General features: G+C 50.2%; 23 protein-coding genes. All 23 read left to right on the plus strand.

Features of this window, described 5'->3' with window-relative positions:
* The first annotated feature begins 1 nt into the window (after position 1).
* The 23 genes from BKD12_RS09755 to alaS all read left to right on the plus strand — a co-directional run bounded on the left by BKD12_RS09755 (position 2) and on the right by alaS (position 25,168).
* Positions 2-361: a stage III sporulation protein AF gene (locus BKD12_RS09755; protein WP_070089127.1), complete on the plus strand. Its 360-nt coding sequence runs from the start codon at positions 2-4 to the stop codon at positions 359-361.
* Entirely contained in the window at positions 351-980 is a 630-nt protein-coding gene (locus BKD12_RS09760; protein ID WP_242872753.1) for a SpoIIIAG-related protein, read from the plus strand. Before BKD12_RS09755 ends, BKD12_RS09760 begins: the two co-directional genes overlap by 11 nt.
* Before the next feature lie 26 nt (positions 981-1,006).
* The gene (locus BKD12_RS09765) at positions 1,007-1,642 is read left to right on the plus strand and encodes a SpoIIIAH-like family protein (protein ID WP_070089128.1); all 636 of its coding nucleotides are present in this window, start codon (positions 1,007-1,009) and stop codon (positions 1,640-1,642) included.
* A gap of 88 nt (positions 1,643-1,730) precedes the next feature.
* The gene (locus BKD12_RS09770) at positions 1,731-3,332 is read left to right on the plus strand and encodes a peptide chain release factor 3 (RefSeq protein ID WP_070089129.1); all 1,602 of its coding nucleotides are present in this window, start codon (positions 1,731-1,733) and stop codon (positions 3,330-3,332) included.
* A 93-nt stretch (positions 3,333-3,425) separates the two neighbouring features.
* Complete coding sequence (locus tag BKD12_RS09775; protein WP_070089130.1) at positions 3,426-3,809, plus strand: Asp23/Gls24 family envelope stress response protein; 384 nt, start codon at positions 3,426-3,428, stop codon at positions 3,807-3,809.
* A complete protein-coding gene (nusB, locus tag BKD12_RS09780) occupies positions 3,810-4,208 on the plus strand; it encodes a transcription antitermination factor NusB (protein WP_070089131.1) in 399 nt (132 codons plus the stop codon). It begins immediately after the preceding gene.
* Positions 4,209-4,221: 13 nt separating this feature from the next.
* Positions 4,222-5,439 (plus strand): exodeoxyribonuclease VII large subunit, encoded by a 1,218-nt coding sequence (gene xseA, locus BKD12_RS09785; RefSeq protein ID WP_070089132.1) that lies wholly within the window; start codon positions 4,222-4,224, stop codon positions 5,437-5,439.
* Positions 5,426-5,647, plus strand: a complete 222-nt coding sequence (gene xseB / locus BKD12_RS09790; RefSeq protein WP_070089133.1) for an exodeoxyribonuclease VII small subunit — start codon at positions 5,426-5,428, stop codon at positions 5,645-5,647. Before xseA ends, xseB begins: the two co-directional genes overlap by 14 nt.
* Positions 5,631-6,533, plus strand: a complete 903-nt coding sequence (locus BKD12_RS09795) for a polyprenyl synthetase family protein (protein ID WP_070089134.1) — start codon at positions 5,631-5,633, stop codon at positions 6,531-6,533. Before xseB ends, BKD12_RS09795 begins: the two co-directional genes overlap by 17 nt.
* 14 nt (positions 6,534-6,547) lie before the next feature.
* The gene (gene dxs / locus BKD12_RS09800; RefSeq protein WP_070089135.1) at positions 6,548-8,413 is read left to right on the plus strand and encodes a 1-deoxy-D-xylulose-5-phosphate synthase; all 1,866 of its coding nucleotides are present in this window, start codon (positions 6,548-6,550) and stop codon (positions 8,411-8,413) included.
* Positions 8,414-8,421: 8 nt separating this feature from the next.
* Complete coding sequence (locus tag BKD12_RS09805) at positions 8,422-9,231, plus strand: TlyA family RNA methyltransferase (RefSeq protein WP_070089136.1); 810 nt, start codon at positions 8,422-8,424, stop codon at positions 9,229-9,231.
* 14 nt (positions 9,232-9,245) lie between these two features.
* Complete coding sequence (locus BKD12_RS09810) at positions 9,246-10,079, plus strand: NAD(+)/NADH kinase (protein WP_070089137.1); 834 nt, start codon at positions 9,246-9,248, stop codon at positions 10,077-10,079.
* 4 nt (positions 10,080-10,083) lie between these two features.
* Positions 10,084-10,533, plus strand: coding sequence for an arginine repressor (argR, locus tag BKD12_RS09815; protein ID WP_070089138.1), 450 nt, complete (start codon positions 10,084-10,086; stop codon positions 10,531-10,533).
* A gap of 8 nt (positions 10,534-10,541) precedes the next feature.
* Positions 10,542-12,236: a DNA repair protein RecN gene (gene recN / locus BKD12_RS09820; RefSeq protein ID WP_070089139.1), complete on the plus strand. Its 1,695-nt coding sequence runs from the start codon at positions 10,542-10,544 to the stop codon at positions 12,234-12,236.
* 72 nt (positions 12,237-12,308) lie between these two features.
* Positions 12,309-13,379: a SpoIVB peptidase gene (gene spoIVB / locus BKD12_RS09825; protein ID WP_070089140.1), complete on the plus strand. Its 1,071-nt coding sequence runs from the start codon at positions 12,309-12,311 to the stop codon at positions 13,377-13,379.
* Positions 13,380-13,492: 113 nt separating this feature from the next.
* The gene (gene spo0A, locus BKD12_RS09830; RefSeq protein WP_070089141.1) at positions 13,493-14,281 is read left to right on the plus strand and encodes a sporulation transcription factor Spo0A; all 789 of its coding nucleotides are present in this window, start codon (positions 13,493-13,495) and stop codon (positions 14,279-14,281) included.
* Between the two features lie 64 nt (positions 14,282-14,345).
* Positions 14,346-15,782: a glycogen synthase GlgA gene (gene glgA, locus BKD12_RS09835; protein WP_070089142.1), complete on the plus strand. Its 1,437-nt coding sequence runs from the start codon at positions 14,346-14,348 to the stop codon at positions 15,780-15,782.
* A 21-nt stretch (positions 15,783-15,803) separates the two neighbouring features.
* Positions 15,804-16,673 (plus strand): methylenetetrahydrofolate reductase [NAD(P)H], encoded by an 870-nt coding sequence (gene metF / locus BKD12_RS09840; RefSeq protein ID WP_070089143.1) that lies wholly within the window; start codon positions 15,804-15,806, stop codon positions 16,671-16,673.
* A gap of 11 nt (positions 16,674-16,684) precedes the next feature.
* Positions 16,685-17,332, plus strand: coding sequence for a Vitamin B12 dependent methionine synthase activation subunit (locus tag BKD12_RS09845; protein ID WP_070089144.1), 648 nt, complete (start codon positions 16,685-16,687; stop codon positions 17,330-17,332).
* 25 nt (positions 17,333-17,357) lie between these two features.
* Complete coding sequence (locus BKD12_RS09850) at positions 17,358-19,751, plus strand: homocysteine S-methyltransferase family protein (protein ID WP_070089145.1); 2,394 nt, start codon at positions 17,358-17,360, stop codon at positions 19,749-19,751.
* A 60-nt stretch (positions 19,752-19,811) separates the two neighbouring features.
* Entirely contained in the window at positions 19,812-20,819 is a 1,008-nt protein-coding gene (gene asnA / locus BKD12_RS09855) for an aspartate--ammonia ligase (protein WP_070089146.1), read from the plus strand.
* A 36-nt stretch (positions 20,820-20,855) separates the two neighbouring features.
* Entirely contained in the window at positions 20,856-22,376 is a 1,521-nt protein-coding gene (locus BKD12_RS09860; RefSeq protein ID WP_070089147.1) for a 4Fe-4S dicluster domain-containing protein, read from the plus strand.
* 152 nt (positions 22,377-22,528) lie between these two features.
* Positions 22,529-25,168 (plus strand): alanine--tRNA ligase, encoded by a 2,640-nt coding sequence (alaS, locus tag BKD12_RS09865; protein ID WP_070089148.1) that lies wholly within the window; start codon positions 22,529-22,531, stop codon positions 25,166-25,168.
* The last annotated feature ends 61 nt before the right edge of the window (positions 25,169-25,229 follow it).

Consider the following 25,229-nt stretch of genomic DNA (forward strand, 5'->3'; position numbering starts at 1 on the left):
GATGCTGGAGTATATTTATGAGTGGATTGGAAACATTGCATTTTATATGATCATGGTGACCGCGGTGCTCCATCTGCTGCCAAACTCAGACTACCAGAAATATATCCGTTTTTTTACAGGGCTGGTTCTGGTGATTCTTCTTGCAACCCCAATCCTGAAGATATTCGGTATGGAAAAGGACCTGGTGAATCTCTATGACAGCAGTGCATATCAGGAGCAGATGAAAAAGATCGAGGAATCCTCGGAATTTCTTAACAATATCGCTCCTATCGAAGAAACAGCCGGAGAGCCGCAGGATACGGAAGGGGATAGTGAAAAATCAGGACAGATCCAAGTGGAGGAGATAGAGATTGGGCAATAAAAAGACGGGAGACTTTTTCGCAAAGTTTTCCATTAAAAACATCCGGAATCTAAAAAAAGATCAGCTTCTGATTCTGCTGCTTCTTGGAATCCTGCTGGTGGTGATCGCCATTCCCGTAGGAGGGGAGGACGAAGAGGCAGGAAGCGGAGCGGGCAGCGGGGTCCTGGAGAGCGGTTCTGGAGAAGGAGCCGCAGAAGGGACGGCAGGGAGCCAGGCGGAGTATGTGAAATATATGGAAGAAAAGCTTGCGGATACGCTGTCCCAGATCGAAGGAGCCGGAGAGGTAACGGTCATGATCACCCTGGAGTCGTCGGCGGAACGCATAGTGGAAAAAGATGAAACCTATGAAGGAGAAACGGTAACGGAATCAGACAGTCAGGGGGGCAGCAGAGATACGGACCAGTCCAGCCGGGAGGAGACCACCGTTTACGCCCAGGGAGACGGGCAGGACGGGACGCCCTATATCAGCAAAGAGTTAAGTCCGAAGATCGGGGGCGTGGTGGTGATCGCACCGGGCGGGGACAAAGCCCAGGTAAAACAGAATATAACCGAGGCGGTTGAGGCATTATTTGGAGTGGAATCGCATAAGATTAGGATAATGAAGAAGCATCAAACATGACAGGGCAAAGAGCAGGAGGGTGAACAGTGAAAAAGATATTCAAGAAAAATCAGATCATCATTGCGGCGCTGGCGGTCATGATCGCGGCAGCAGGCTACCTGAACTATTCCGGACGGATCTTTCCGGCCGGGAATGATACGGAAGAAGCCAATGCAGATCTTTCAAACCAGGAACTTTTAGATATCTCAGAGGAGGATGTGACAGCGTCCACGGAGGATATTGAAAGCCAGGACAGTGAGGTCCAGGAAGACGGAAGCGTGGAAGGGACGCCAGGGGAGGCGGTGCTGACCAGTGGAGAGGCAAGCAGTGTGGTTGCGGAGGCAAAGGTGACCAGGGAGCAGGTGCGGGCCCAGAATAAAGAATCATTGATGGAGATCATTGACAATGAAAACCTAAGCGATGAACAGAAACAGGATGCAGTGAACCAGATGGTGGCGATGACTGATTATGCAGAGAAGGAAGCGGCTGCTGAGACCCTGCTTGCATCCAAGGGATTTACAGATGCAGTGGTAAGCATGACAGCGGATTCTGCAGACGTGGTGGTAGGCGCTTCAGAATTAAGCGAGGCCAACCTGGCTCAGATTGAGGATATCGTGACCAGAAAGACAGGAGTGGCGGCGCAGAATGTGGTCATTACTCCGGTAGGAGCCGAGGCAGAATAAAAAATATATTTGTGGATTCAGATTATGTATGATATACTGACTAATAGCGCATTGATGCGGATATCATATATTAGGAGTGTTATCATATATGTCAGAGATCTCAAAGGAAGTAAAACAGCAGATCGCCAAGAGGAGAACATTTGCGATCATCTCCCATCCGGATGCAGGAAAGACGACCCTGACCGAGAAATTTCTGCTGTATGGCGGAGCCATCAACCAGGCCGGAAGCGTCAAGGGAAAGGCGACAGCCAGACATGCGGTATCAGACTGGATGGAAATCGAAAAAGAGAGAGGAATCTCCGTGACTTCTTCGGTCTTACAGTTCAATTATGACGGATATTGTATCAATATCCTGGATACGCCCGGCCATCAGGACTTTTCTGAGGATACCTACCGGACGCTGATGGCCGCGGATTCCGCGGTGATGGTCATCGACGCGTCCAAGGGCGTGGAGGCGCAGACAAGAAAGCTGTTCAAGGTATGTACCATGCGCCATATCCCGATCTTTACCTTTATCAATAAGATGGACCGGGAGGCCATGGATACCTTTGAACTGCTGGATGATATTGAACAGGAGCTGGGAATTGCCACCTGTCCCATCAACTGGCCCATCGGCTCCGGAAAGGAATTCAGAGGCGTTTATGACCGGGAAGAAAAGATGGTGGAAATCTTTTCCGGAACTCAAAAGGGGACGACACAGGGAGAGGTAAAAAAGGTGGCTCTTAATGACCCGGAGATTTCCTGGCTGATCTCAGACTCCCAGAAACTTCAGCTGGAAGAAGAGATCGAGCTTCAGGACGGAGCGGGAGCCGTCTTTGACCAGGAGCTGGTCAGCAAAGGAGAACTGTCTCCGGTATTTTTTGGTTCCGCGCTTACCAACTTCGGCGTGGAGACCTTTTTGCAGCATTTCTTAAAGATGACCACATCCCCGCTTCCAAGGATGTCGGACGCCGGCCCCATCGACCCGATGGAGGAGCCGGATTTTTCTGCGTTCGTCTTTAAGATCCAGGCAAATATGAACAAGGCGCACCGGGACCGGATCGCATTTATGCGGATCTGCTCCGGAGAGTTTGAAGCCGGCATGGACGTGTGGCATATGCAGGGCGGTAAAAAAGTCCGTTTGTCCCAGCCGCAGCAGCTGATGGCAAGCGAGCGCAAGATGATTGACAAGGCCTATGGCGGAGATATCATCGGTGTGTTTGATCCGGGAATCTTTTCCATCGGCGATACACTGACCACTTCTGCCAGACGGTTTGCCTATGAAGGCATCCCTACTTTTGCGCCGGAGCACTTTGCCAGGGTGCGGCAGGTAGATACCATGAAGCGTAAACAGTTCATCAAGGGGATCAATCAGATTGCCCAGGAAGGCGCCATCCAGATATTCCAGGAGTTTAATACGGGAATGGAGGAGATCATCGTAGGCGTAGTGGGCGTGCTGCAGTTTGATGTTCTGAAATACCGGCTGGAAAACGAATATAACGTGGAGATCCGGATGGACAGCCTTCCCTATGAATACATCCGCTGGATCGAAAGCAGCGGCACTGAGGTGGACAAGATCAACGGCACCTCAGACATGAAGAAGGTAAAGGATTTAAAGGGACGTCCGCTCTTATTGTTCGTCAATGAGTGGAGCATCCGCATGACCGTGGAGCGCAACGACAATCTGGTGCTGTCAGAGTTCGGACGCTAAAGCGGGCCGTGAGAACAATAATTCCTACTAGGCAAATCCTGATTAATTTGTTATAATGAATAGAAGTGTAAGACCAGACAGGAGGTTTCCAAGATGAGTAAAGATGAAAGAAACACATATACGATCCAGGCAGATGAAAGCCTTGGTGAAGTCAAGATCGCGGACGAAGTCGTCGCAATGATCGCAGGTCTTGCGGCAATGGAAGTAGAAGGCGTGGCGTCTATGGCGGGAAACGCTACCAGAGAGCTGATCAGCAAGCTTGGGATGAAGTCTCTTTCCAAGGGCGTGAAGGTGGACGTGCTGGAAGGCGTGGTAACAGTATCCCTGTCACTGAACCTGAAATATGGATACAGTATCAAAGAGATCACTACCAAGGTACAGGAAAAGGTAAAGGCAGCCATTGAAAATATGACCGGGCTTGAGGTGGCGGATGTGAATATCCGTGTGGCCGGCGTGGAAGTTCCGGAGGAAGACTAAGTGAAAAGATCAGAATTACGTGAGCATATCTTTAAGATCCTGTTCGGGATAGAATTCCGTGACGGCGCCGAGTTTTCTGAACAGATCGGGACCTATACAGAAGAGATGGAAGGCGCAGGTCCGCAGGAGCTTGAGTATGTGAAGACAAAGACAGAAAAGATCAAAGAGAAGATCCCTGAGATTGACGAACTGCTCAATTCCCATACCACGGGATGGAAAACCAGCCGTATGAATAAGGTGGATCTTACGATCTTAAGACTGGCGGTCTACGAGATGAAATGGGACGAGACAGTGCCGGTGGGCGTAGCCATCAATGAGGCAGTAGAGCTTGCAAAGAAATACAGCAGTGAAGAGGGTCCAGCATTTGTCAACGGCGTGCTTGCAAAGCTTGCAGATTGATCAGGAGTAAGCGATGACAAAAAATGTATATACGGTAAAGCAGGTAAATGCTTACATTAAGAATATGTTCACCCAGGACTTCATGCTGTCCAGGATCTATGTTAAGGGTGAGGTTTCAAATTGCAAGTATCATACATCAGGACATATATATTTTTCATTAAAGGATGAGTCCGGAACCATTGCCTGCGTCATGTTTGCAGGGCAGAGGGGCGGGCTCTCTTTTCGTATGAGTGAAGGCCAGCAGGTGGTGGTGTTTGGATCTGTCAATGTATACGAGCGGAGCGGATCCTATCAGCTTTATGCCAGAGAAATACGGCTGGACGGGGAAGGTCGTCTCTATGAACGATTCCAGGCGCTGAGAAGAGAATTGGAAGAGATGGGGATGTTTGCCCCGGAATATAAAAAAGAGATCCCGGCTTATGCCGGGCGTGTGGGAGTCGTGACGGCTCCTACCGGGGCGGCGGTACGTGATATCATGAATATCTCCGCCAGACGGAATCCTTATGTACAGCTGATCCTTTATCCTGCCAGGGTGCAGGGAGAGGGCGCTGCGGAAAGTGTGGCCCGGGGAATTCACATGCTGGAGCGCCAGGGCGTGGATGTGATCATTGTCGGAAGAGGCGGCGGATCTATAGAGGATCTCTGGGCTTTTAACGAGGAAATCGTTGCAAGGGCCATCTTTGACTGTACAGTGCCGGTGATTTCTGCGGTGGGACACGAAACGGATACGACGATTGCAGATTACGTGGCGGATCTTCGGGCTCCCACGCCTTCCGCGGCGGCGGAGCTTGCGGTGTATGATTTTTTGCAGGTCCAGTCCCGGATGCAGGAGACAGACTTAAAACTGAAAAGGCTGCTGGGCCAGAAAATCCAGCTTGCCCGGATGCAGCTTCGCCAGTATGTGACGAGGCTTAAAGTGCTGCACCCCAGATATCAGCTGCAGGAGCGCCAGCAGCTTCTGGTAGAATATGAGGAACGTCTGAAGAGGTGTATGGAGGGGAAAATACAAAAGGAAAGGCATCGCCTTGCCCTGTACATTGAAAAAATGAAGGGCCTGTCACCGCTTAAGAAGCTGAATCTGGGATATGCGTATGTGGAGGATGAGAAAGGAAACAGTGTCAGAAGTGTGCAGCAAGTACGCAAAGGCAGTGCCCTTTCCGTACATGTGACGGACGGAGTGATTTACACATCGGTGACTGGTCTTAAGGAGGAAGAGCATGGAGAAGAATGAGAAAAAGGAATCGTTGGAAGAGATGTTTGCCGTGCTGGAGAAAACAGTGAACCAGATGGAAACAGAAGAACTGTCATTAGAGGATTCCTTTGCCCTGTATCATAAAGGAATGGATCTGTTAAAGAAGTGCAGCAGCACCATCGATCAGGTGGAGAAAAAAATGCTGGTGCTGGATGAAGAAGGAGAAACCCATGAATTCGAAATGTGATTTTAGCAAACAGATGGAACAGAAAGTGCAGGCGGTGGAAGCTGTTCTGCAGGAATATCTTCCGAAACAGAAGGGATATCAGAGCGTGATCATGGAGGCAATGTGCTATAGTCTTCTGGCGGGAGGAAAGAGGCTCCGTCCGCTTTTGATGAGTGAGACTGCCCGGCTGTTTGGAGAGCACTCTCCGGCACTTAAGCCTTTTATGGCAGCCATCGAAATGATCCATACGTATTCACTGGTGCACGATGATCTGCCTGCTATGGATAATGATGAATACCGCAGGGGCAGAAAGACCACCCATGTGGTTTATGGAGAAAATATGGGAATCCTGGCGGGGGACGCTCTTCTTAATTATGCATTCGAGACAGCGTTCCGTGCGTTTGTTATGGATCCGGAGGAAAGCCTGACCATCGGAAGAGCGCTGACTGTCCTGGGAGAAAAGGCCGGAATCTACGGAATGATCGGAGGACAGGTCATTGATGTGAAGGAGACAGGACACGAGGTATCAAAGGAAATTCTTGATACGATTTATGAGTTGAAGACAGCGGCACTGATAGAGGCGTCAATGATGATCGGAGCGATCCTTGGCGGCGCATCGGAGGAAGAAGTGCGGATGGTGGAACAGATCGCAAGGAATGTGGGCGTTGCATTTCAGATCCAGGATGATATCCTGGATGTGACCAGCACCAGTGAAGTGCTGGGAAAACCGGTACACAGCGATGAAAAAAATGAAAAGACCACCTATGTAACGCTGATGGGTATAGAGGAGGCAGGAAGGGCTGTAGAAGAACTTTCAGAAGAAGCGATAAGCCTGCTTCATCAGCTGCCGGAAGAAAATCACTTTCTGGAGCAGCTGCTGTGCCAGCTGATCCACAGAGACAGATAGAGGGGGCTTTCTGGATGGTATTGGAAAAGATACAAAAGGAAAATGATATAAAAAAACTGTCTGAAGAGGAACTTAAACTTTTGCCCGGGGAAATCCGGGAATTTCTGCTGGAAAAGATCAGCAGGAACGGGGGACATCTGGCCTCCAATCTGGGCGTTGTAGAACTTACCATCGCCATGCATCTGATGTTTGATCTTCCAAAGGATAAACTGATCTGGGATGTAGGACATCAGTCTTATACCCATAAGATCCTGACCGGGAGGCGGGAAGGCTTTGACGATCTGAGAAAATACGGAGGTATGAGCGGATTTCCAAAGCGGAAGGAAAGTGAGTGCGACGCCTTTGATACGGGACACAGCTCTACATCGATCTCGGCCGGGCTTGGGTATGTACATGCCAGGGATTTAAAAGGAGAGGATTATCATGTAGTGTCTGTGATCGGCGACGGATCTCTTACCGGAGGGATGGCATATGAGGCGCTGAACAATGCGGCTTCTTTGAAGACGAATTTTATCATCGTGCTCAATGATAATCATATGTCCATTTCAGAAAACGTGGGAGGCATGTCTCAGTATCTGGCAAGGCTAAGGACTGCGGATATCTACACGGGCCTGAAGAAAGGCGTGACCAATGCGCTTCAGACAGTGCCGGTGGTGGGAGACCGTATGATCGAACAGATCCGGAAGACCAAAAACAGCATCAAGCAGCTGGTGGTGCCGGGGATGTTGTTTGAAGATATGGGGATCACATATCTGGGACCGCTTCCCGGACATAATATTCCCCTTTTGTGCCGGGCTTTCCGGGAGGCGAAGAAAATGGAGGGGCCGGTGCTTCTCCATGTAATGACCAAGAAAGGCAAAGGCTATGCGCCGGCAGAAGAGCAGCCGGATAAATTTCACGGCGTAGGGCCGTTCGAGGTGCGGACCGGAGAGGTTAATGAGCCAAAGAAAAAGGATACGTATACAGATGTATTCGGGAAGGTGCTGTGCGACGCGGCATCAGAGAATAAGAAGATTACGGCTATTACCGCGGCAATGGCGGACGGTACGGGGCTGAAGCGCTTTGCGCATATGTTTCCGGACCGGTTTTTTGACGTGGGGATTGCGGAAGGCCATGGCGTTACATTTGCGGCAGGACTTGCAGCCGGCGGAATGAAGCCGGTATTTGCGGTTTATTCCTCCTTTCTGCAGAGAGGCTATGACCAGATCATCCATGATGTGGCGCTGCAGAATCTGCCGGTGGTGCTGGCGGTAGACCGGGCCGGGCTGGTCGGAAGCGACGGAGAAACCCATCAGGGGATCTTTGATCTGTCCTATCTTGGCAGCACACCCAATATGACGGTGATGGCGCCGAAGCATAAATGGGAGCTGGCCGATATGCTGCGGTTTGCTCTTTCTTATGACGGCCCCATTGCCCTTCGGTATCCAAGAGGAACCGCCTATGACGGATTCGAAGAATACCGGGCGCCGATTGTCTACGGAAAGAGCGAGATGATCGTCCGTGAAAAAGATATTGCGCTTCTGCCGGCAGGGCATATGTTCGAAGAGGCGGTAAAGATCCGGGAACTGTTAAAGGAACGGGGATATTCCTGTACGCTTGTCAACGCCAGGTTTGTAAAACCTATTGATGAAGACATGATCCGGGAACTTTCAAAAGATCATGACTGGATCGTGACTCTGGAGGAAAATGTACAGACAGGAGGTTTCGGAGAACGGGTACAGGCGTTTGCCTGTCGGGAAAATCTGCCTGTCCGTGTACTTGTCAGCGCACTTCCGGATGAATATGTCGAGCATGGAAATGTGGATATCCTGCGGAAGGAGACCGGAACCAGCGCAGAATGTGTGGCGGCAAAGATTGAAAAGGCTGTCTGTCAGAAATAGGAGATAACATGAAAGAACGATTGGATGTATTACTGGTAAAGAGAAATCTGGCTGCCTCCAGAGAAAAGGCGAAGGCTGTTATCATGGCTGGAAATGTCTTTGTAGACGGGCAGAGAGAGGATAAAGCAGGAACTGCATTTCCGGAGGACGTCTCCATTGAAGTACGGGGACATACGCTTCCTTATGTCAGCAGAGGAGGCCTCAAACTGGAGAAGGCGCTGAAAAACTTTGACCTGAGTGTGGAGGGGAAGGTCTGCACAGATGTGGGATCTTCCACGGGAGGGTTCACCGACTGCATGCTCCAGAACGGGGCGAAGAAAGTGTATGCCATTGATGTGGGAAGGGGACAGCTGGACTGGAAGCTGCGGAATGATCCCAGGGTCGTTTGTATGGAAAAGACAAATATCCGCTATGTGACTCCGGAGGATCTGGGAGAGCCGATAGATTTTTCTTCCATTGACGTCTCTTTTATATCACTGACAAAGGTGCTGCTGCCAATCCGGAACTATCTGACGGAGGACGGCGAGATTGCAGCGCTTATCAAACCTCAGTTTGAGGCGGGGAGAGAGAAAGTCGGAAAAAAGGGAGTTGTCCGTGAAAAGAGTACACATCTGGAAGTGATCACCAAGGTGATCGACTACGCCCTGCAAATCGGCTTTTCAGTCCGGGATCTGGAATTTTCTCCGATCAGGGGGCCGGAAGGAAACATTGAATATCTGGTGCATCTTTGTAAAACAGAGACACCCGGGACACAGATTGACGAGACACGCAGAAAAGAGATCGTAGATCTGGCATTTGATACATTAGCGAAAAAATAGAGGAATCAGAAATTATGGATCGTTTTTTGATTGTGACCAATGACGGAAAGGATACTGATCACAGTGTGACGGCAAAGGTGAAAAGCCTCCTTACAGAGGCGGGGAAAACCTGTATCCTCTGTCAGAAGGATGAGAAGAAAAATATTATCCGGGAATCGATTCCGGAGGATCTGGACTGTGCTGTGGTCATCGGCGGTGACGGAAGCCTGATCGAAGTGGCGAGACTGCTCTGGAAACGGGATGTGCCGGTTCTGGGAATCAATATGGGAACTGTCGGGTATCTCACAGAGGTGGAGGTATCCCATATTGACCAGGCTATACGGCAGATTGCGGCAGGAGATTATGAGGTGGAGGACCGGATGATGCTGGAAGGCTCTTTCGAGGGCCAGAAAGAGGACGTGGCGCTCAACGACATCGTGGTATGCCGGAAGGGAGAACTTCGGGTGATCCATTTCCGCCTTTATGTCAACGGCGCTCTTCTGAATTCTTATGAAGCGGACGGTATCATCATTTCCACACCTACCGGATCCACTGCGTATAATCTTTCGGCAGGCGGACCTATCGTGGAGCCGACCGCATCGCTGATCGTGATCACCCCGATCTGCTCCCATGCGCTGAATACCAGCAGTATCGTTCTCTCGCCGGAGGACGAGATCGTGGTAGAGATCGGCAGGGGACGCGACAATGCAGAGCAAGAGGTGATCGTAAGCTTTGACGGTGCGGATACCAGAGTCTTAAGGACCGGAGAACGGGTAGAGATCCGGCGTGCAAAGGCATCTACAAAATTTATAAAACTAAGCAAGGTTAGTTTTCTGGAGACGCTTCGGAGAAAAATGAAGGGAAATTAGGAGAATGAAGGTAAACAGACACGCAAAGATCATAGAGCTGATCAACAAATATCATATCGAGACCCAGGAGGAGCTGGCGGACTATCTGACAAAGGAAGGCTTTAAAGTGACTCAGGCCACGGTTTCCCGTGATATCCGGGATCTGAAGCTTACCAAGATCCCTTCGGAAAACGGGAAACAGCGCTATGCGCTGCATCAGGGAACAGAGAGCAGCATGAGCGAGAAATATATCCGGGTGCTGAAGGATGGATATGTGTCCATGGATATGGCGCAGAACATCCTGGTGATCAAGACCGTGGCCGGAATGGCTATGGCAGTTGCGGCGGCCCTGGATGCCATGAAGTGGAATGAAGTTGTGGGATGCATTGCCGGGGATGACACGATCATGTGTGCCATCCGAAGTGTGGACGACACGGTCAAGGTGATGGATAAGATCAGCAAGATTGTCTTATAGGAGGCAGAATGTTACAGAATCTACATGTAAAAAATCTGGCACTGATTGACGAGATCGAGGTGGAGTTCCAGGACGGGCTTAATATCCTGACCGGTGAGACCGGTGCGGGTAAGTCCATTATACTGGGGTCTGTGAATCTGGCGCTGGGTGCCCGGTATCACAAGGATATCTTAAGACCCGGCGCAGAGTATGGGTTTGTGGAGATCACCTTCTGCCTGGAAAATGAGGAACAGATCCGGAAATTAAAAGAACTGGATATTTATCCGGAAGAAGGGATCGTCACCTTGTCAAGGCGGATGATGGCCGGCAGGAGCGTAAGCAGGATCAACGGAGAGACGGTGCCTATTTCACTTCTGAAGGAAGCAGCGGCCATTCTGATCGATATTCACGGCCAGCATGAACACCAGTCTCTTCTGTACAGGAAAAATCATCTGGGGATTACGGATGCCTATGCCAGAGAATCCATTGAGAAGGAAAAGGAAGAAACGCAAAGCCTGTTCCATGCGTATAAAGCTTTAAAAAAAGAACTGGAGGATTCCCAGACTGACGAGGCCCAGAGGGCCAAAGAACTGGATTTTCTGAAATTTGAAGTGCAGGAGATCAGGGATGCACAGTTAAGACCCGGGGAAGATGAAGAACTGGAAGGGCTGTACCGGAGGATGTCAAACGCCAAAAGAATCGCGGACGGCATCTGGGAGGCCTATGGTTATACCAGCACAGGCAATGAAAATGCAAGCGAACTTTTAAGCCGGGCGATCCGAGCTCTTTCTGAGACAGCGGAATACGATGAGACTGCTTCCGGACTCTACGGACAGCTTTCCGAAATTGACAGCCTGCTCAATGATTTTAACCGGGAACTGGCAGAATATGGAAAGACCTGTGAGTTTTCTGAGGAAGAGCTTTATGAGACAGAGAACCGGCTCAATGAGATCAACCATCTGAAGACCAAATATGGGAATGAGATCGAGAGTATTCTGGAATACTGCAAAAAGCAGGAGGAAAGAATCGCGCTGCTGGAGGCCTATGACCAGTATGTGGAAGACTTAAGCCTGCGATGCAGAAAAGCGGAAGAAGAGCTGAAGAAGGCTTCATTGAAGCTCTCAAAGATCAGGAAAAAGCAGGCGGGGCTTCTGGAAACCGAGATCGAGGAAGGGCTTAAGGAACTGAACTTTGAAAAGGTCAGCTTTGTCATCCACTTTGAAGAAACTGCCGATTACACGGCGGAGGGAATCGATGAAGTAGAGTTCCGGATTTCCATGAATGAAGGACAGCCTCTTCGCCCTCTTTCAGAAGTGGCCTCCGGCGGAGAGCTTTCCAGGATCATGCTTGCCATTAAGACGGTCATGGCAAAGAAGGATGATATCGAAACACTGATCTTTGACGAGATCGACGTGGGGATCAGCGGAAGGACTGCGCAAAAGGTATCGGAAAAGATGGCGCTGATCGGAAACGTTCATCAGGTGATCTGCATTACTCATCTGGCCCAGATCGCGGCCATGGCAGACCATCATTACCGGATTGAGAAACGGACAGAGAATGGGGATACCCGCACCGCTATCAGCCTTCTTGACGAGAAAGAGTCGCAGGAAGAGCTGGCAAGGATCCTGGGCGGCGCCGAGATTACAGATACCGTGAAAAAGAGCGCGGCAGAAATGCGCTCGCTGGCCAGAGAAAAGAAAAAGAGTCTGCGCGGGACCGAGTAAAAACAGAAAAATGTCACATAATAAGATAGATGTCAAAGCTGGCATCTATCTTTTTTATGTGAGGGAAGATGAATGAGAAAATACTGGTATCGAAGAATTCTGATCATGATCGCGACCTTTACGGTAGCTGTGGGCGGAAGCTACTATCTGATCCGGGACTTTAAGGAGCAGATGAAGCAGGAGGTGAGCGCGGATACAGCCGGGACTCAGATGGTGATCCCCGGAGGGATGCCGATCGGGATATATCTGGAAACGGAAGGTGTGATGGTGCTGGGAACGGAAGCCATCGACGGAATTGACGGCATGCCGCATGAACCGGCAGAAAATCTTGTAACTCCCGGAGATTATATTATTGCCATGGACGGGGAAGAGATCCGGGATAAATCCCGGCTTGTAGAGGCGGTAGAGAATCTGGAGGACGAGGAGGTGATCCTTACGGTCCTGCGTTCCGGAGAGGCTGTGGACCTTAAAATGCGGGCAGTTCTCTGCGAAGATCATCACTATAAGCTTGGGATATGGGTCAGGGACAATGCCCAGGGCCTTGGGACGATCACCTTTTTAAATGCGGGCAGCCAGTTTGGGGCACTGGGACACGGGATCCATGACGTAGATACCAATACTCTGCTTGAAACATCCGGAGGAACCGTTTATGAGACCAGCATCAAGGATGTCCAGAAAGGAACCAGCGGGAGCCCCGGCGGCATGGAAGGCATTATCATATATAATAATTATAATGTGCTGGGGAGCATTACGAAGAATACAGAGACGGGAATCTATGGAAAGATTGACCGGATTGACGCGCTTTTTGGTGACCAGACACCGATGGAGACAGCGAAAAAGGAAGAGATTGAGGAGGGACCTGCTGTGATCCGGTGTGCGGTAGAAGGGGAAGTGAAAGAATATGAGATTCGTATTACAAAAGTTGACATGGGGGCAAAAGAGGTCAACAAAGGGATCATCCTGGAGGTGACGGATCAGGAATTGCTGGAGGCGGCAGGAGGAATCGTCCAGGGAATGAGCGGAAGCCCTATTATCCAGAATGGGAAACTTGTCGGGGCAGTGACCCATGTATTTGTCCAGGACTCATCCAAAGGGTATGGGATTTTCATCGAAAACATGCTGGAAAATGTCGAATCCTCATAAAAGTGTCGAGAATTGTTTCGGTTTTCCGACAGCAATTTCTTGCCTTGGCTCTTGTCAGATTATATAATTTATCTCGACGGTTTTTATGTAGGGAGAAGGAGGCATGAGGCAAAATGAGTGAAATAAACGTGGCAATCGCCGACGACAACGAACGAATTCTGGACCTGCTTGGCGAAATCGTGGAGAGCGATCACGAGCTGCGTCTGGTGGGCAGGGCGAATAATGGAGAAGATGCGTACCGGATGATCCGCGAAAAACAGCCGGACGTGGTCCTGCTGGATCTGATTATGCCGAAGATGGATGGCTTAAGCGTTATGGAGACGGTGAACCGGGATCAGGAGCTTAAAAAGCATCCCGGATTCATCGTGATCTCTGCGGTTGGCCAGGAGAGAATTACGGAAGATGCCTTCAAAAAAGGAGCAAATTACTATATTTTAAAGCCTTTTCAGAATGATATGATCGTAAGCAGGATCAAGCTGGCCGGACAACCGCGGGGCCAGGGAGGAGCGGATGTATGCAGTGCGTCCGCATCACCGGCGCAGGCACCGAAGATCAGCCTGGAGACCAGGGTGACGGACATGATCCATGAGATCGGGATTCCGGCGCATATCAAAGGCTATCACTATCTGAGAGACGCGATTATGATGGCAGTGGAGGATATGGATGTACTGAATGCGATCACAAAGGTTTTGTATCCCACAGTGGCAAAGATGCATCAGACGACGGCCAGCCGGGTAGAGCGTGCGATCCGCCATGCCATCGAGGTGGCGTGGAGCCGGGGAAAGCTGGACACGCTTGATCATCTGTTCGGATATACGGTCAGCAACGGGAAAGGGAAACCGACAAATTCTGAATTTATCGCCTTGATCGCAGACACGATACGATTAGAAACGAAAAACTAATGCTTTCCTTCTGAAAAAAAATAGGATATAATAGGTATAGATTGCGAGGTTGGGAGGGAAAGCCATGAAAAAAATATTATTTGCAGCTTCAGAATCGGTACCGTTTATCAAAACCGGAGGATTGGCAGATGTTGTCGGTTCTCTTCCGAAATATTTTGACAAAGAAAAATACGATGTGCGGGTGATGCTGCCAAAGTATATGTGCATGAAGCAGGAGTGGAAGGATAAGCTTCAGTATCATACGCACTTTTATATGGACCTGAACTGGAGAAAGCAGTATGTCGGGATCCTGGAATTGGAATACGAAGGAATCTTATTCTATTTTATAGATAATGAGTATTATTTTAACGGATATGCTCCTTATGGGGATATTTATGCAGATATTGAAAAGTTTGCATTTTTCTCCAAGGCAGTGTTAAGTTCTCTGCCGCTTATTGATTTCCGCCCGGACATTATCCACTGTCATGACTGGCAGACAGGGCTGATCCCGGTCTTCCTCGATAATTTCCGGTACGGCAATGAATACTATCGGGGGATCAAAACGATCATGACGATCCACAACCTGAAGTTCCAGGGCACCTGGGACACGAAGCGTGTCCGGGATATTACCGGGCTGCCGCAGTATTATTTCGTGCCGGACAAGGTGGAGGCTTATAAGGATGCCAATTACCTGAAGGGCGGCATTGTATATGCGGACAGGATCACTACCGTGAGCAATACATATGCGGAAGAGATCAAGATGCCGTTCTATGGAGAAAAGCTGGACGGACTGATGAACGCCCGTTCCAACTGCCTGTCAGGTATTGTGAACGGTATTGATTATGAGGAGTACAACCCGGCCACTGATTCGTTTATAGAGAAGAACTACACGGTGGATAATTTCCGGAGAGAGAAGGTAAAGAACAAGCTGGCTCTCCAGAAGGAACTGGGTCTGGAGCAGGATAATAAGGTGATGATGATAGGCATTGTATCCAGACTGACAGATCAGAAGGGATTTGACCTGGTAGCCTATGTGATGGACGAGCTGTGCCAGGATGCGGTCCAGATCGTGGCGCTGGGAACAGGAGAGGAGCAGTATGAAAACATGTTCCGGCATTTTGCCTGGAAGTATCCCGGCAAAGTTTCTGCAAATATTTATTATTCTGAGGCTATGTCCCACAAGATCTATGCGGGCAGCGATGCTTTCCTGATGCCGTCGCTGTTTGAACCCTGTGGCTTAAGCCAGCTGATGAGCCTGCGCTACGGCACGGTTCCGATCGTACGTGAGACCGGAGGACTTAAGGATACTGTGGAACCGTATAATGAGTACGAGAAGACGGGAACCGGATTCAGCTTTATGAATTACAATGCTCATGAGATGCTTGGCACAGTGCGCTATGCGGAACGGATCTTCTATGATAAAAAGAGAGACTGGAACAAGATCGTAGAGAGAGGAATGCAGAAGGACTTCTCGTGGAAAAATTCTGCAAAACAGTACGAAGAATTATACGACAGCATGTAAGAGCAAGAAGGAGTACATTTTATGAAGATCAAAGAAATACTGAAAAGCAGTGAACCTCATATTTCATTTGAAATCTTTCCGCCGAAGACGGATGCCGGATTTGATAGCGTGATGAAGGCCACGGAAGCGATCGCAGATCTCCATCCCTCCTATATCAGTGTGACTTACGGAGCGGGTGGGGGAACCAGCAAAAATACGGTGAAGATCGCATCCAGGATCAAGCATGAGCTGGGCGTGACAAGCCTTGCACACCTGACCTGTGTGTCATCTACAAAGGAAACCGTACATAAGGTGATCGATGAACTGAAGGAGCAGGGGATTGAAAATATTCTGGCGCTGCGGGGGGATATTCCGCAGGACAGCGACTTTCCGCTGCCGGATCACTATCGGTATGCCAGCGAGCTGATCGAGGACATCAAAGGGCAGGGAGATTTCTGCATTGGAGCTGCCTGCTATCCGGAAGGACATGTGGAAACAGAGCATAAAAACGATGACATCATTAACCTGAAGCACAAGGTAGACTGTGGCGTGGACTTTCTGACCACACAGATGTTTTTTGATAATTCCATCCTGTACAACTTTTTGTACCGGATCCGGGAAAAGGGGATCACGGTTCCGGTGATTCCGGGAATCATGCCGGTTACCAGCGGAAGCCAGATCAAAAGGATCGGTTTTCTTTCCGGAACCGCACTGCCTGAGAGGTTCCGCGCGGTGGTAGACCGTTTTGGAGATGACAAGGAGGCTATGCAGCAGGCTGGCATCGCCTATGCGACAGATCAGATTATTGATCTGTTTGCCAATGGCATTAACCACGTCCATGTTTATTCGATGAACAAGCCCGAGGTGGCTGCGGCGATCATGAATAATCTTTCAAAGATTGTAAAAGTATAAAGGATTTTCGTATGGATAAAAGAACGAGAGAGGCCGTTCGCTATTTGGGGTATGGAAACCATGCGGTAGATGAGGATACGCTTTTGCTGATCGAAAGCTCCTTTCAGGAGCTTTCGGAAGCGGCGGATAAACGAATCGTCTATCGCATTTTTAACTTGTGCCTAGCAGACGGTGATGAACTGATGATCGATGGATTAAAGATAAAAAGCCACAGTCTGAGCAGAAATCTGAAGGGATGTGAATCTGTGTTCCTGTTAGGGGCTACGCTTGGAACCAGGGTGGATCTTTTGCTGCGGCGGTATGCCGTAGGAGAGATGGCAAGGTCTGTGACACTGCAGGCCTGCGCCGCGGCGCTTCTGGAGGAGTATCTGGATAAATGGCAGGAAGAAAGGCGTGCAGAACTTGCGGAAACAGGACAGTATCTCAGGCCAAGATTCAGTCCGGGCTATGGAGATTTTTCCATTCTCTGCCAGGAGCCTATCCTGCGGATGCTGGACACTGCCAAGACGATCGGGCTTTCCATGACTGACGGTTATATGCTGACGCCGTCCAAATCCGTGACGGCCCTTGCCGGGATCAGCAGGGAGGAGACGCCCTGCCACAGTAAGGGCTGTGAGGAGTGTGGAAAGACGGACTGCCTCTACAGAAGAGACAGCTAGAAGTGACAGACAAAGGAGCAGACAGATGATAAGGGAACGATTAGGTAAAGAAGTATTATATTTTGACGGAGGAATGGGCACACTTCTTCAGGAGAAGGGCCTGAAGGCAGGGGAACTCCCGGAGGTCTGGAATATCGAACACATGGAAGAAGTGATCGAGATCCACCGCCAGTATTTTGAAGCCGGAAGCGACATTGTACTGACGAATACCTTTGGGGCCAATGCACTGAAATTCAGGGATTCTTCCTATGAGCTTAGCGATATCGTGACGGCGGCGGTCATTCATGTAAAAGAAGCGGCGTCCCTGGGCGTTCATGATGGCAGGGAGGTCTATGCGGCGCTGGATGTGGGGCCCACCGGAAAGCTCTTAAAGCCGATGGGGGATCTGGATTTTGAAGATGCTGTGCGTACTTTCGGAGAGGTCATGCGCTGCGGTGAGGAGGCGGGTGCAGATCTGATCCATATTGAGACCATGAGCGACACCTATGAGATGAAGGCTGCGGTGCTGGCTGCGAAAGAGCAGACGAATCTTCCGGTATTTGCCACCATGATCTTTGATGAGAAGGGAAGGCTCCTGACAGGCGGAGACGTGCGCTCTGCGGTAGCCATGCTGGAGGGTCTGGGAGTGGATGCCTTAGGCATCAACTGCGGCCTGGGGCCGGAACAGATGCTGCCGATCTTTCAGGAGATTGTCTCCCATACTTCGGTGCCGGTGATCGTAAAACCCAATGCAGGACTTCCGAAACAGAAGGATGGAGCGGTGTATTACGATGTGGATCCGGCGGAGTTTGCGTCTGTCATGGAAAAGATCGTGGAGGGCGGAGCGGCTGTAGCAGGCGGCTGCTGCGGGACCACTCCGGCACATATCCGGAAGATGATCGAAACGCTGGGACGAAGGAGTGTACAACATGTGGAGGCCGAAGAAGAGACGGTAGTCTCTTCCTATGGACAGGCAGTGATCCTGGGAAAAAAGCCATTGATCATAGGAGAACGGATCAATCCCACCGGTAAGAAACGGTTAAAGCAAGCCCTGAAGGAGCATGATATTGATTATATCCTGAAGGAAGGGATTACACAGCAGGAAAAGGGCGCCCATATCCTGGATGTAAATGTAGGTCTTCCGGATATCAATGAATCAGAAATGATGAAAGAAGTGGTGACAGAGATTCAGAGCGTGACCAGTCTTCCGCTTCAGATCGATACGGTTGATACAGAAGCGATGGAAGCAGCCATGCGTATCTATAACGGAAAGCCGATGGTAAACTCCGTCAATGGAAAGCAGGAGTCCATGGATGCGGTTTTCCCTCTGATCAAAAAATACGGAGGCGTGGCAGTGGGTCTGACCTTAGATGAGGAAGGGATCCCATCCACGGCAGAGGGAAGGATCCGGATCGCTGGAAAGATCATCCGGGAGGCTGAGAAGTATGGGATCAAGAAGAAGGATCTTGTGATCGATGTGCTGGCCATGACAGTCAGCTCTGATCCGGAGGGAGCAAAGGTGACGCTGGAAGCGTTGAAGGGAGTACGGGAAAGGTATGGCGTCTGCACTGTACTTGGGGTATCCAATATTTCCTTTGGACTCCCCAGCCGTCCCGTGATCAACGCTCATTTCTATACGATGGCGATGCAGGCGGGACTGAGTGCGGGGATCGTCAATCCTTCCTCGGAGGAAATGATGCGTTCCTACTATGCATATTGTGCGCTGACAGATCAGGATCCGAATTTTGAGGCCTATATCCAGAGGTTTGGAGGAACAGATGCGGCGGCGCCTAAAGGAAAGAAAGACAGTGAGCTGACCCTTCAGGCGGCCATTGAGAAAGGTTTAAAGGAAGAGGCAAAAGAAGCCGCGACAGAGCTTCTTCTGACGCTTGCACCGTTAGAGATCATCGACAGCCATCTGATCCCTGCGCTGGATGCCGTCGGCAAGGGATTCGAAAAAGGGACGGTATTCCTGCCGCAGCTCTTGATGAGTGCAGATGCGGCTAAAATAGCCTTTGGCGTGCTGAAAGAGCATCTGGCTGCGTCAGGCGGATCAGAAAAAAAGAAACAAAAAGTTATTCTGGCTACCGTCAAGGGAGACATCCATGATATTGGGAAAAATATCGTAAAGGTGCTGCTGGAAAACTATAGCTTTGACGTGCGTGATCTGGGAAAGGATGTGGATCCGGAGCTGATCGTACAGACAGCGGTAGATGAGGATATCCGTCTGGTAGGCTTAAGCGCTCTGATGACTACTACCGTGGCAAGTATGGAAGAGACCATCCGGCTTCTGCGCCGGGAAAAGCCGGACTGCAAGGTGATGGTAGGCGGAGCCGTTTTAAACCAGGAATATGCGGATATGATCGGCGCTGACTTTTATGGAAAAGACGCAATGCAGTCGGTTTATTATGCGCAGAACGTGTTTGGAGAGGAATCATAGACAACACATTAGGAAATCGGTTATAATCATACAGAAGATACAGGAAGTGAGGAGAAGAAGATGGGATTAATCTTACCAGAATATTATGATCCGCGCCTGGATGTGCGGACCACACAGGAAGCGATCAAGTATATCAGAGACACATTCCAGAAGGAGCTTGGGAAAGAAATGAATCTTGAAAGGATTTCAGCCCCTCTGTTTGTGTCAAAAAGCAGTGGACTCAATGATAATCTGAACGGAGTAGAACGCCCGGTGCAGTTTGATATGGCAGGTATTGAAGGGGAGACCATGGAAGTAGTACATTCTCTGGCAAAATGGAAGAGGATGGCGCTGCATGAGTACGGCTTCAAACCGGGAGAGGGCTTATATACAAACATGAACGCCATCCGCCGGGATGAGGAGCTGGATAATCTCCATTCCTGCTATGTGGACCAGTGGGACTGGGAGAAGGTGATCACTAAAGAGCAGCGGACAGAAGAGACATTAAAAGAAACGGTAAAGACGCTGTTTAAGATTATCAAGCATATGCAGCATGAAGTATGGTACAAGTATCCCCAGGCGGTGAAGAAGCTTCCCAGCGAGGTCGTATTTATCACGACCCAGGAGCTGGAGGACCGCTATCCGGACCGGACGCCAAAGGAGAGGGAGAACCTGATCACAAAGGAATACGGATGTGTGTTCCTTATGAAGATCGGCGACAAGCTGAAAAGCGGGAAGCCTCATGACGGACGTGCGCCGGACTATGATGACTGGGAACTGAACGGCGACATTCTGTTCTGGTATGATACTCTTGGATGCGCGCTGGAGATTTCCAGTATGGGAATCCGCGTAGACGAAAAGTCGCTGGAAGAACAGCTGAAGAAAGCCGGCTGTGAGGACAGGAAAGAGCTTCCCTATCATAAGATGCTGTTAAACGGCGAGCTTCCTTATACCATCGGCGGCGGGATCGGCCAGTCCAGGCTGTGTATGCTGCTTTTGGACCGGGCTCACATCGGAGAGGTCCAGGCCAGTATCTGGCCGGAAGAGATGCGCAAGCTTTGCAGGGAACATCACATGATCTTATTGTAAAAATCGGTTTAAGAGAGATTCGGGAGGAGAAAAAATATGGTCAGAGGATTGGATACCACAGTCAGAAAACTCAGAAGACAGGTGTTTGAAGAGGTTGCAAGGCTGGGATTCCGGGCAAACGAAGAAAATTTTGAGGAGACGCTGAATGATGAGGTTGAGGCGATTCCATACCGGATGGTAAATGATGAGAAGAGATACCGGGAGAGCGTGTACCGCGCCCGCGCGATCTTAAGCGAGAGGCTTCGTCTGGCGATGGGACTTTCCCTTCGCCCGGAGGATAAGCCGGTGCATCTGACAGCCGGGATGGAGGCAAGCAATATTTCGGATAAATATTACGAGCCGCCGCTGATGCAGGTGATCCCGTCGGCCTGCGAGGCCTGCGAGGAAAAGGGCTATGAGGTCAGCAACATGTGTAAAGGCTGCCTGGCTCACCCCTGTATGGAGGTCTGTCCTAAAGGTGCGATCTCCATGGTGAAGGGCAAATCCTACATTGATCAGTCCAAGTGTATCAAGTGCGGAAAATGTAAGTCGGTCTGTCCTTATGATGCGATCGCAAAAAAAGAGCGTCCCTGTGCGCAGGCCTGCGGCGTGGGTGCTATTACGTCTGACAAGCTGGGACGGGCGTATGTAGATCCGGACAAGTGTGTGTCCTGCGGCATGTGCATGGTCAACTGTCCTTTCGGAGCGATTTCTGATAAATCTCAGATTTTCCAGCTGGCACGTGCGCTGACAGAAGGCGACGAGATCATTGCAGAGATCGCGCCGGCTTTCTATGGACAGTTCGGGGACAATATCACACCAAGAAATCTGAAGGCGGCTCTCGAGGAGATGGGATTCTCAGAATTTTATGAGGTGGCGCTGGGAGCAGATATCGGAGCCGTTGCAGAGGCTCATCATTATGTACAGAAGGTAACTACCGGAGAGCTTCCGTTCCTTCTGACCTCCTGCTGCCCGTCCTGGGCGATGCTGGCGAAGAAGTACTTCCCGGATCTGATCGACGAGGTGTCCCAGGAGCTGACGCCGATGGTGGCTACGGCCCGTACCATCAAGCAGCAGCATCCCGATGCCAAAGTCGTGTTTATCGGCCCCTGTGCGGCGAAAAAGCTGGAAGCGATGCGCCGGACTGTCCGCAGTGATGTGGATTTTGTCATTACCTTTGAGGAATTACAGGCTATGTTTGACGCTAAGGGCATCGACCTGACAAAATACGAAGCAGAGTCTTCCTTCCACAACGCTACCGGCGCGGGAAGAGGATATGCTGTGGCAGGAGGCGTGGCTGAGGCCATCGAAAAATGTGTCCGTGAATACTATCCGGACGTGGACGTCAACATTGAACATGCGGAAGGACTGGCAGAGTGTAAGAAGATCCTGGCTCTTGCCAAGGCCGGAAAGATGAATGGCTGCCTGATCGAGGGTATGGGCTGTCCGGGCGGCTGCGTGGCCGGAGCGGGAACCAATATCCCGGTTGCCAAGGCCCAGAAGAAGATCAAGGATTTTGTGAAAGCATCCTCCAGACAGATTCCGCCAAAGGAACTGGAAGAGATCGAATTGAATTAGAGTAATTCCCCGGCGTTGACAAACGCTGGCGCTCTCTTTATAATTAAAAGATAGCCTGAGCACAGCTGGTTAGTGCTCACAAGAAAGTGGTGAAGCGGACACGGGCTCGTATGCACATTGTGTGTGTCCGCTTTATTTATTAGGAGGATGTTATGCAGAAATACGGAGTAAATGAATTAAGGAGGATGTTCCTTGAATTTTTTGAAAGTAAGGGACATCTGGCGATGAAAAGCTTTTCTTTAGTGCCTCATAATGATAAGAGTCTGCTTCTGATCAATTCCGGCATGGCGCCGTTAAAGCCTTATTTTACCGGGCAGGAGATCCCGCCCTGCAAGCGGGTGACCACCTGCCAGAAATGTATCCGTACCGGCGACATTGAGAATGTAGGAAAGACCGCACGCCACGGTACATTCTTTGAAATGCTGGGGAACTTTTCTTTTGGCGATTATTTTAAGAAGGAGTCCATTGCCTGGACCTGGGAGTTTTTGACGGAAGTAGTAGGACTGGATCCGGACAGGCTGTATCCGTCTGTCTATCTGGAGGACGACGAGGCATGGGAGATCTGGAATAAGGATATTGGTATTCCAACAGAGCGGATCTTCCGCTTTGGCAAGGAGGACAACTTCTGGGAGCATGGAAGCGGTCCCTGCGGCCCCTGTTCAGAAGTTTATTATGACAGAGGCGAGGCCTATGGCTGTGGAAAGCCGGATTGTACGGTGGGCTGTGACTGCGACCGGTATATGGAGATCTGGAACAACGTATTTACGCAGTTTGATAACGACGGAAACAACAATTATACCGAGCTGGAGCAGAAGAACATTGATACCGGCATGGGGCTGGAGCGTCTTGCCTGCATCGTGCAGGATGTAGACTCCATGTTCGACGTTGATACGATCAAAGAGCTCAGAGAGCATGTGAGCCGTCTTGCGGATGCCGAGTATGGAAAAGAATATGATACCGACGTGTCTATCCGTGTCATCACAGACCATATCCGTTCGGTAACCTTCATGATCTCTGATGGAATCATGCCGTCCAACGAAGGACGGGGATATGTGCTTCGCCGTCTGCTGCGCCGCGCCTGCCGTCACGGAAGACTGCTTGCGATCCAGGGAAAATTCCTGACCAAGCTTGCGCAGACGGTCATTGATGGCTCTAAGGATGGTTATCCGGAGCTGGAGGAAAAGAAGGACTTTATCCTGAAGGTGATCGATAAGGAAGAGGATCAGTTCAATAAGACGATCGACCAGGGACTGTCTATTTTAAGTGAGATGGAGGCAGAGCTGGAGAAAAAAGGAGAGAAGACCCTTTCCGGAGAAATGGCTTTTAAGCTGTATGATACCTATGGATTCCCGCTGGATCTGACCAAAGAGATCCTGGAGGAAAAGGGAATCGATGTGGATGAAGAAGGATTCCAGGCAGCCATGGAAATCCAGAGAAAGACTGCCCGGGATGCCAGAGAGGTAACCAACTACATGGGTGCGGACGTGACGGTGTACGAATCCATCGATCCGTCTGTAACATCTGTGTTTGTAGGGTATGATCATCTTTCCTATCAGTCAGAGATTACCGTGCTTACTACGGAGACAGAACTTGTAGACGCCCTGACAGAAGGACAGGCCGGCACTTTGTTTGTTGGTGAGACACCGTTTTATGCCACCAGCGGCGGCCAGGAGGCGGACAAGGGAGTGATTCGTACCGCAGAAGGCGAATTCCAGGTGGAGGATGTGATCAAGCTCCTGGGAGGCAAGATCGGACATGTGGGCCGTGTAACCAAAGGTATGGTCAAGGTAGGAGATACCGCGGAGCTCCTGGTAGATGAAGAGACACGTGCGCTGTCTGCCAACAACCATAGCGCTACGCATCTGCTTCATAAAGCTCTCAGAATGGTACTGGGGTCTCATGTAGAGCAGGCAGGGTCCTCTGTGAATGCTGACAGGCTGCGTTTCGACTTTACGCATTTTTCGGCATTGACGGCAGAAGAACTTCAGAAGGTAGAGGATATCGTCAATGAACAGATCCGTAAGCATCTGGATGTCAAGGTGGAAAATATGCCGATCGAGGAAGCGAAAAAGACCGGTGCGGCTGCGCTGTTCGGTGAAAAGTATGGAGACATCGTACGGGTAGTCAGCATGGGAGATTTTTCTGTCGAGTTCTGTGGAGGAACACATGTGGCAAACACCGGGGCCATCAGTGCATTTAAGATCCTTTCTGAGACTGGTGTGGCAGCAGGAGTCCGGAGAATAGAGGCCCTGACGGCGAAAGGACTTTCTGTTTATTATAAAGAACTGGAAGAAAAGCTTCTGAAGGCTTCGAAGCTTCTGAAGACGAATCCGGACAAACTGGAAGAGAAGATCCAGCATCTTCAGAATGAAAACAAGGCGCTCCGCAGTGAGGTGGAAAGCCTGAAGAGTAAGCTGGCCAAAGATGCGGCGGGAGATGTGATGGATCAGGTAACAGAGGTTTCTGGCGTGAAGCTTCTGGCAGCCAAGATCGAAGACGTGGATATGAACGGGCTTCGGGAACTGGGCGATCAGCTGAAAGAAAAACTGGGTGAAGGTGTGGTTGTACTGGCATCTGCAATGGGCGGAAAAGTATCTCTGATGGCAATGGCTACGGAAGATGCTGTGAAAAAAGGAGCACATGCAGGAAATCTGATCAAAGCCGTGGCTTCCCTTGTGGGCGGAGGCGGAGGCGGACGCCCGAATATGGCACAGGCCGGAGGTAAGAATCCGGAGGGCATCGACGATGCGGTTGCAAAAGTTCCGGAAGTTTTAAAAGAACAATTAAAATAAAAAAATACGAAAATTGTTGACGTAGAAGAAATATGTGCTATAATTTTATGTGTGCAAGAAA

This window comes from Merdimonas faecis (assembly GCF_001754075.1).
Classification (GTDB): domain Bacteria; phylum Bacillota; class Clostridia; order Lachnospirales; family Lachnospiraceae; genus Merdimonas; species Merdimonas faecis.

What these genes read in the sequence shown, in the direction of transcription:
- BKD12_RS09755 (WP_070089127.1), top strand. Translation starts at nt 2, where the DNA reads ATGCTGGAGTATATTTATGAGTGGATTGGAAACATTGCATTTTATATG.
- BKD12_RS09770 (WP_070089129.1), top strand. Translation starts at nt 1,731, where the DNA reads ATGTCAGAGATCTCAAAGGAAGTAAAACAGCAGATCGCCAAGAGGAGA.
- BKD12_RS09775 (WP_070089130.1), top strand. Translation starts at nt 3,426, where the DNA reads ATGAGTAAAGATGAAAGAAACACATATACGATCCAGGCAGATGAAAGC.
- xseA (WP_070089132.1), top strand. Translation starts at nt 4,222, where the DNA reads ATGACAAAAAATGTATATACGGTAAAGCAGGTAAATGCTTACATTAAG.
- xseB (WP_070089133.1), top strand. Translation starts at nt 5,426, where the DNA reads ATGGAGAAGAATGAGAAAAAGGAATCGTTGGAAGAGATGTTTGCCGTG.
- BKD12_RS09795 (WP_070089134.1), top strand. Translation starts at nt 5,631, where the DNA reads ATGAATTCGAAATGTGATTTTAGCAAACAGATGGAACAGAAAGTGCAG.
- dxs (WP_070089135.1), top strand. Translation starts at nt 6,548, where the DNA reads ATGGTATTGGAAAAGATACAAAAGGAAAATGATATAAAAAAACTGTCT.
- BKD12_RS09805 (WP_070089136.1), top strand. Translation starts at nt 8,422, where the DNA reads ATGAAAGAACGATTGGATGTATTACTGGTAAAGAGAAATCTGGCTGCC.
- BKD12_RS09810 (WP_070089137.1), top strand. Translation starts at nt 9,246, where the DNA reads ATGGATCGTTTTTTGATTGTGACCAATGACGGAAAGGATACTGATCAC.
- argR (WP_070089138.1), top strand. Translation starts at nt 10,084, where the DNA reads ATGAAGGTAAACAGACACGCAAAGATCATAGAGCTGATCAACAAATAT.
- recN (WP_070089139.1), top strand. Translation starts at nt 10,542, where the DNA reads ATGTTACAGAATCTACATGTAAAAAATCTGGCACTGATTGACGAGATC.
- spoIVB (WP_070089140.1), top strand. Translation starts at nt 12,309, where the DNA reads ATGAGAAAATACTGGTATCGAAGAATTCTGATCATGATCGCGACCTTT.
- spo0A (WP_070089141.1), top strand. Translation starts at nt 13,493, where the DNA reads ATGAGTGAAATAAACGTGGCAATCGCCGACGACAACGAACGAATTCTG.
- glgA (WP_070089142.1), top strand. Translation starts at nt 14,346, where the DNA reads ATGAAAAAAATATTATTTGCAGCTTCAGAATCGGTACCGTTTATCAAA.
- metF (WP_070089143.1), top strand. Translation starts at nt 15,804, where the DNA reads ATGAAGATCAAAGAAATACTGAAAAGCAGTGAACCTCATATTTCATTT.
- BKD12_RS09845 (WP_070089144.1), top strand. Translation starts at nt 16,685, where the DNA reads ATGGATAAAAGAACGAGAGAGGCCGTTCGCTATTTGGGGTATGGAAAC.
- BKD12_RS09850 (WP_070089145.1), top strand. Translation starts at nt 17,358, where the DNA reads ATGATAAGGGAACGATTAGGTAAAGAAGTATTATATTTTGACGGAGGA.
- asnA (WP_070089146.1), top strand. Translation starts at nt 19,812, where the DNA reads ATGGGATTAATCTTACCAGAATATTATGATCCGCGCCTGGATGTGCGG.
- BKD12_RS09860 (WP_070089147.1), top strand. Translation starts at nt 20,856, where the DNA reads ATGGTCAGAGGATTGGATACCACAGTCAGAAAACTCAGAAGACAGGTG.
- alaS (WP_070089148.1), top strand. Translation starts at nt 22,529, where the DNA reads ATGCAGAAATACGGAGTAAATGAATTAAGGAGGATGTTCCTTGAATTT.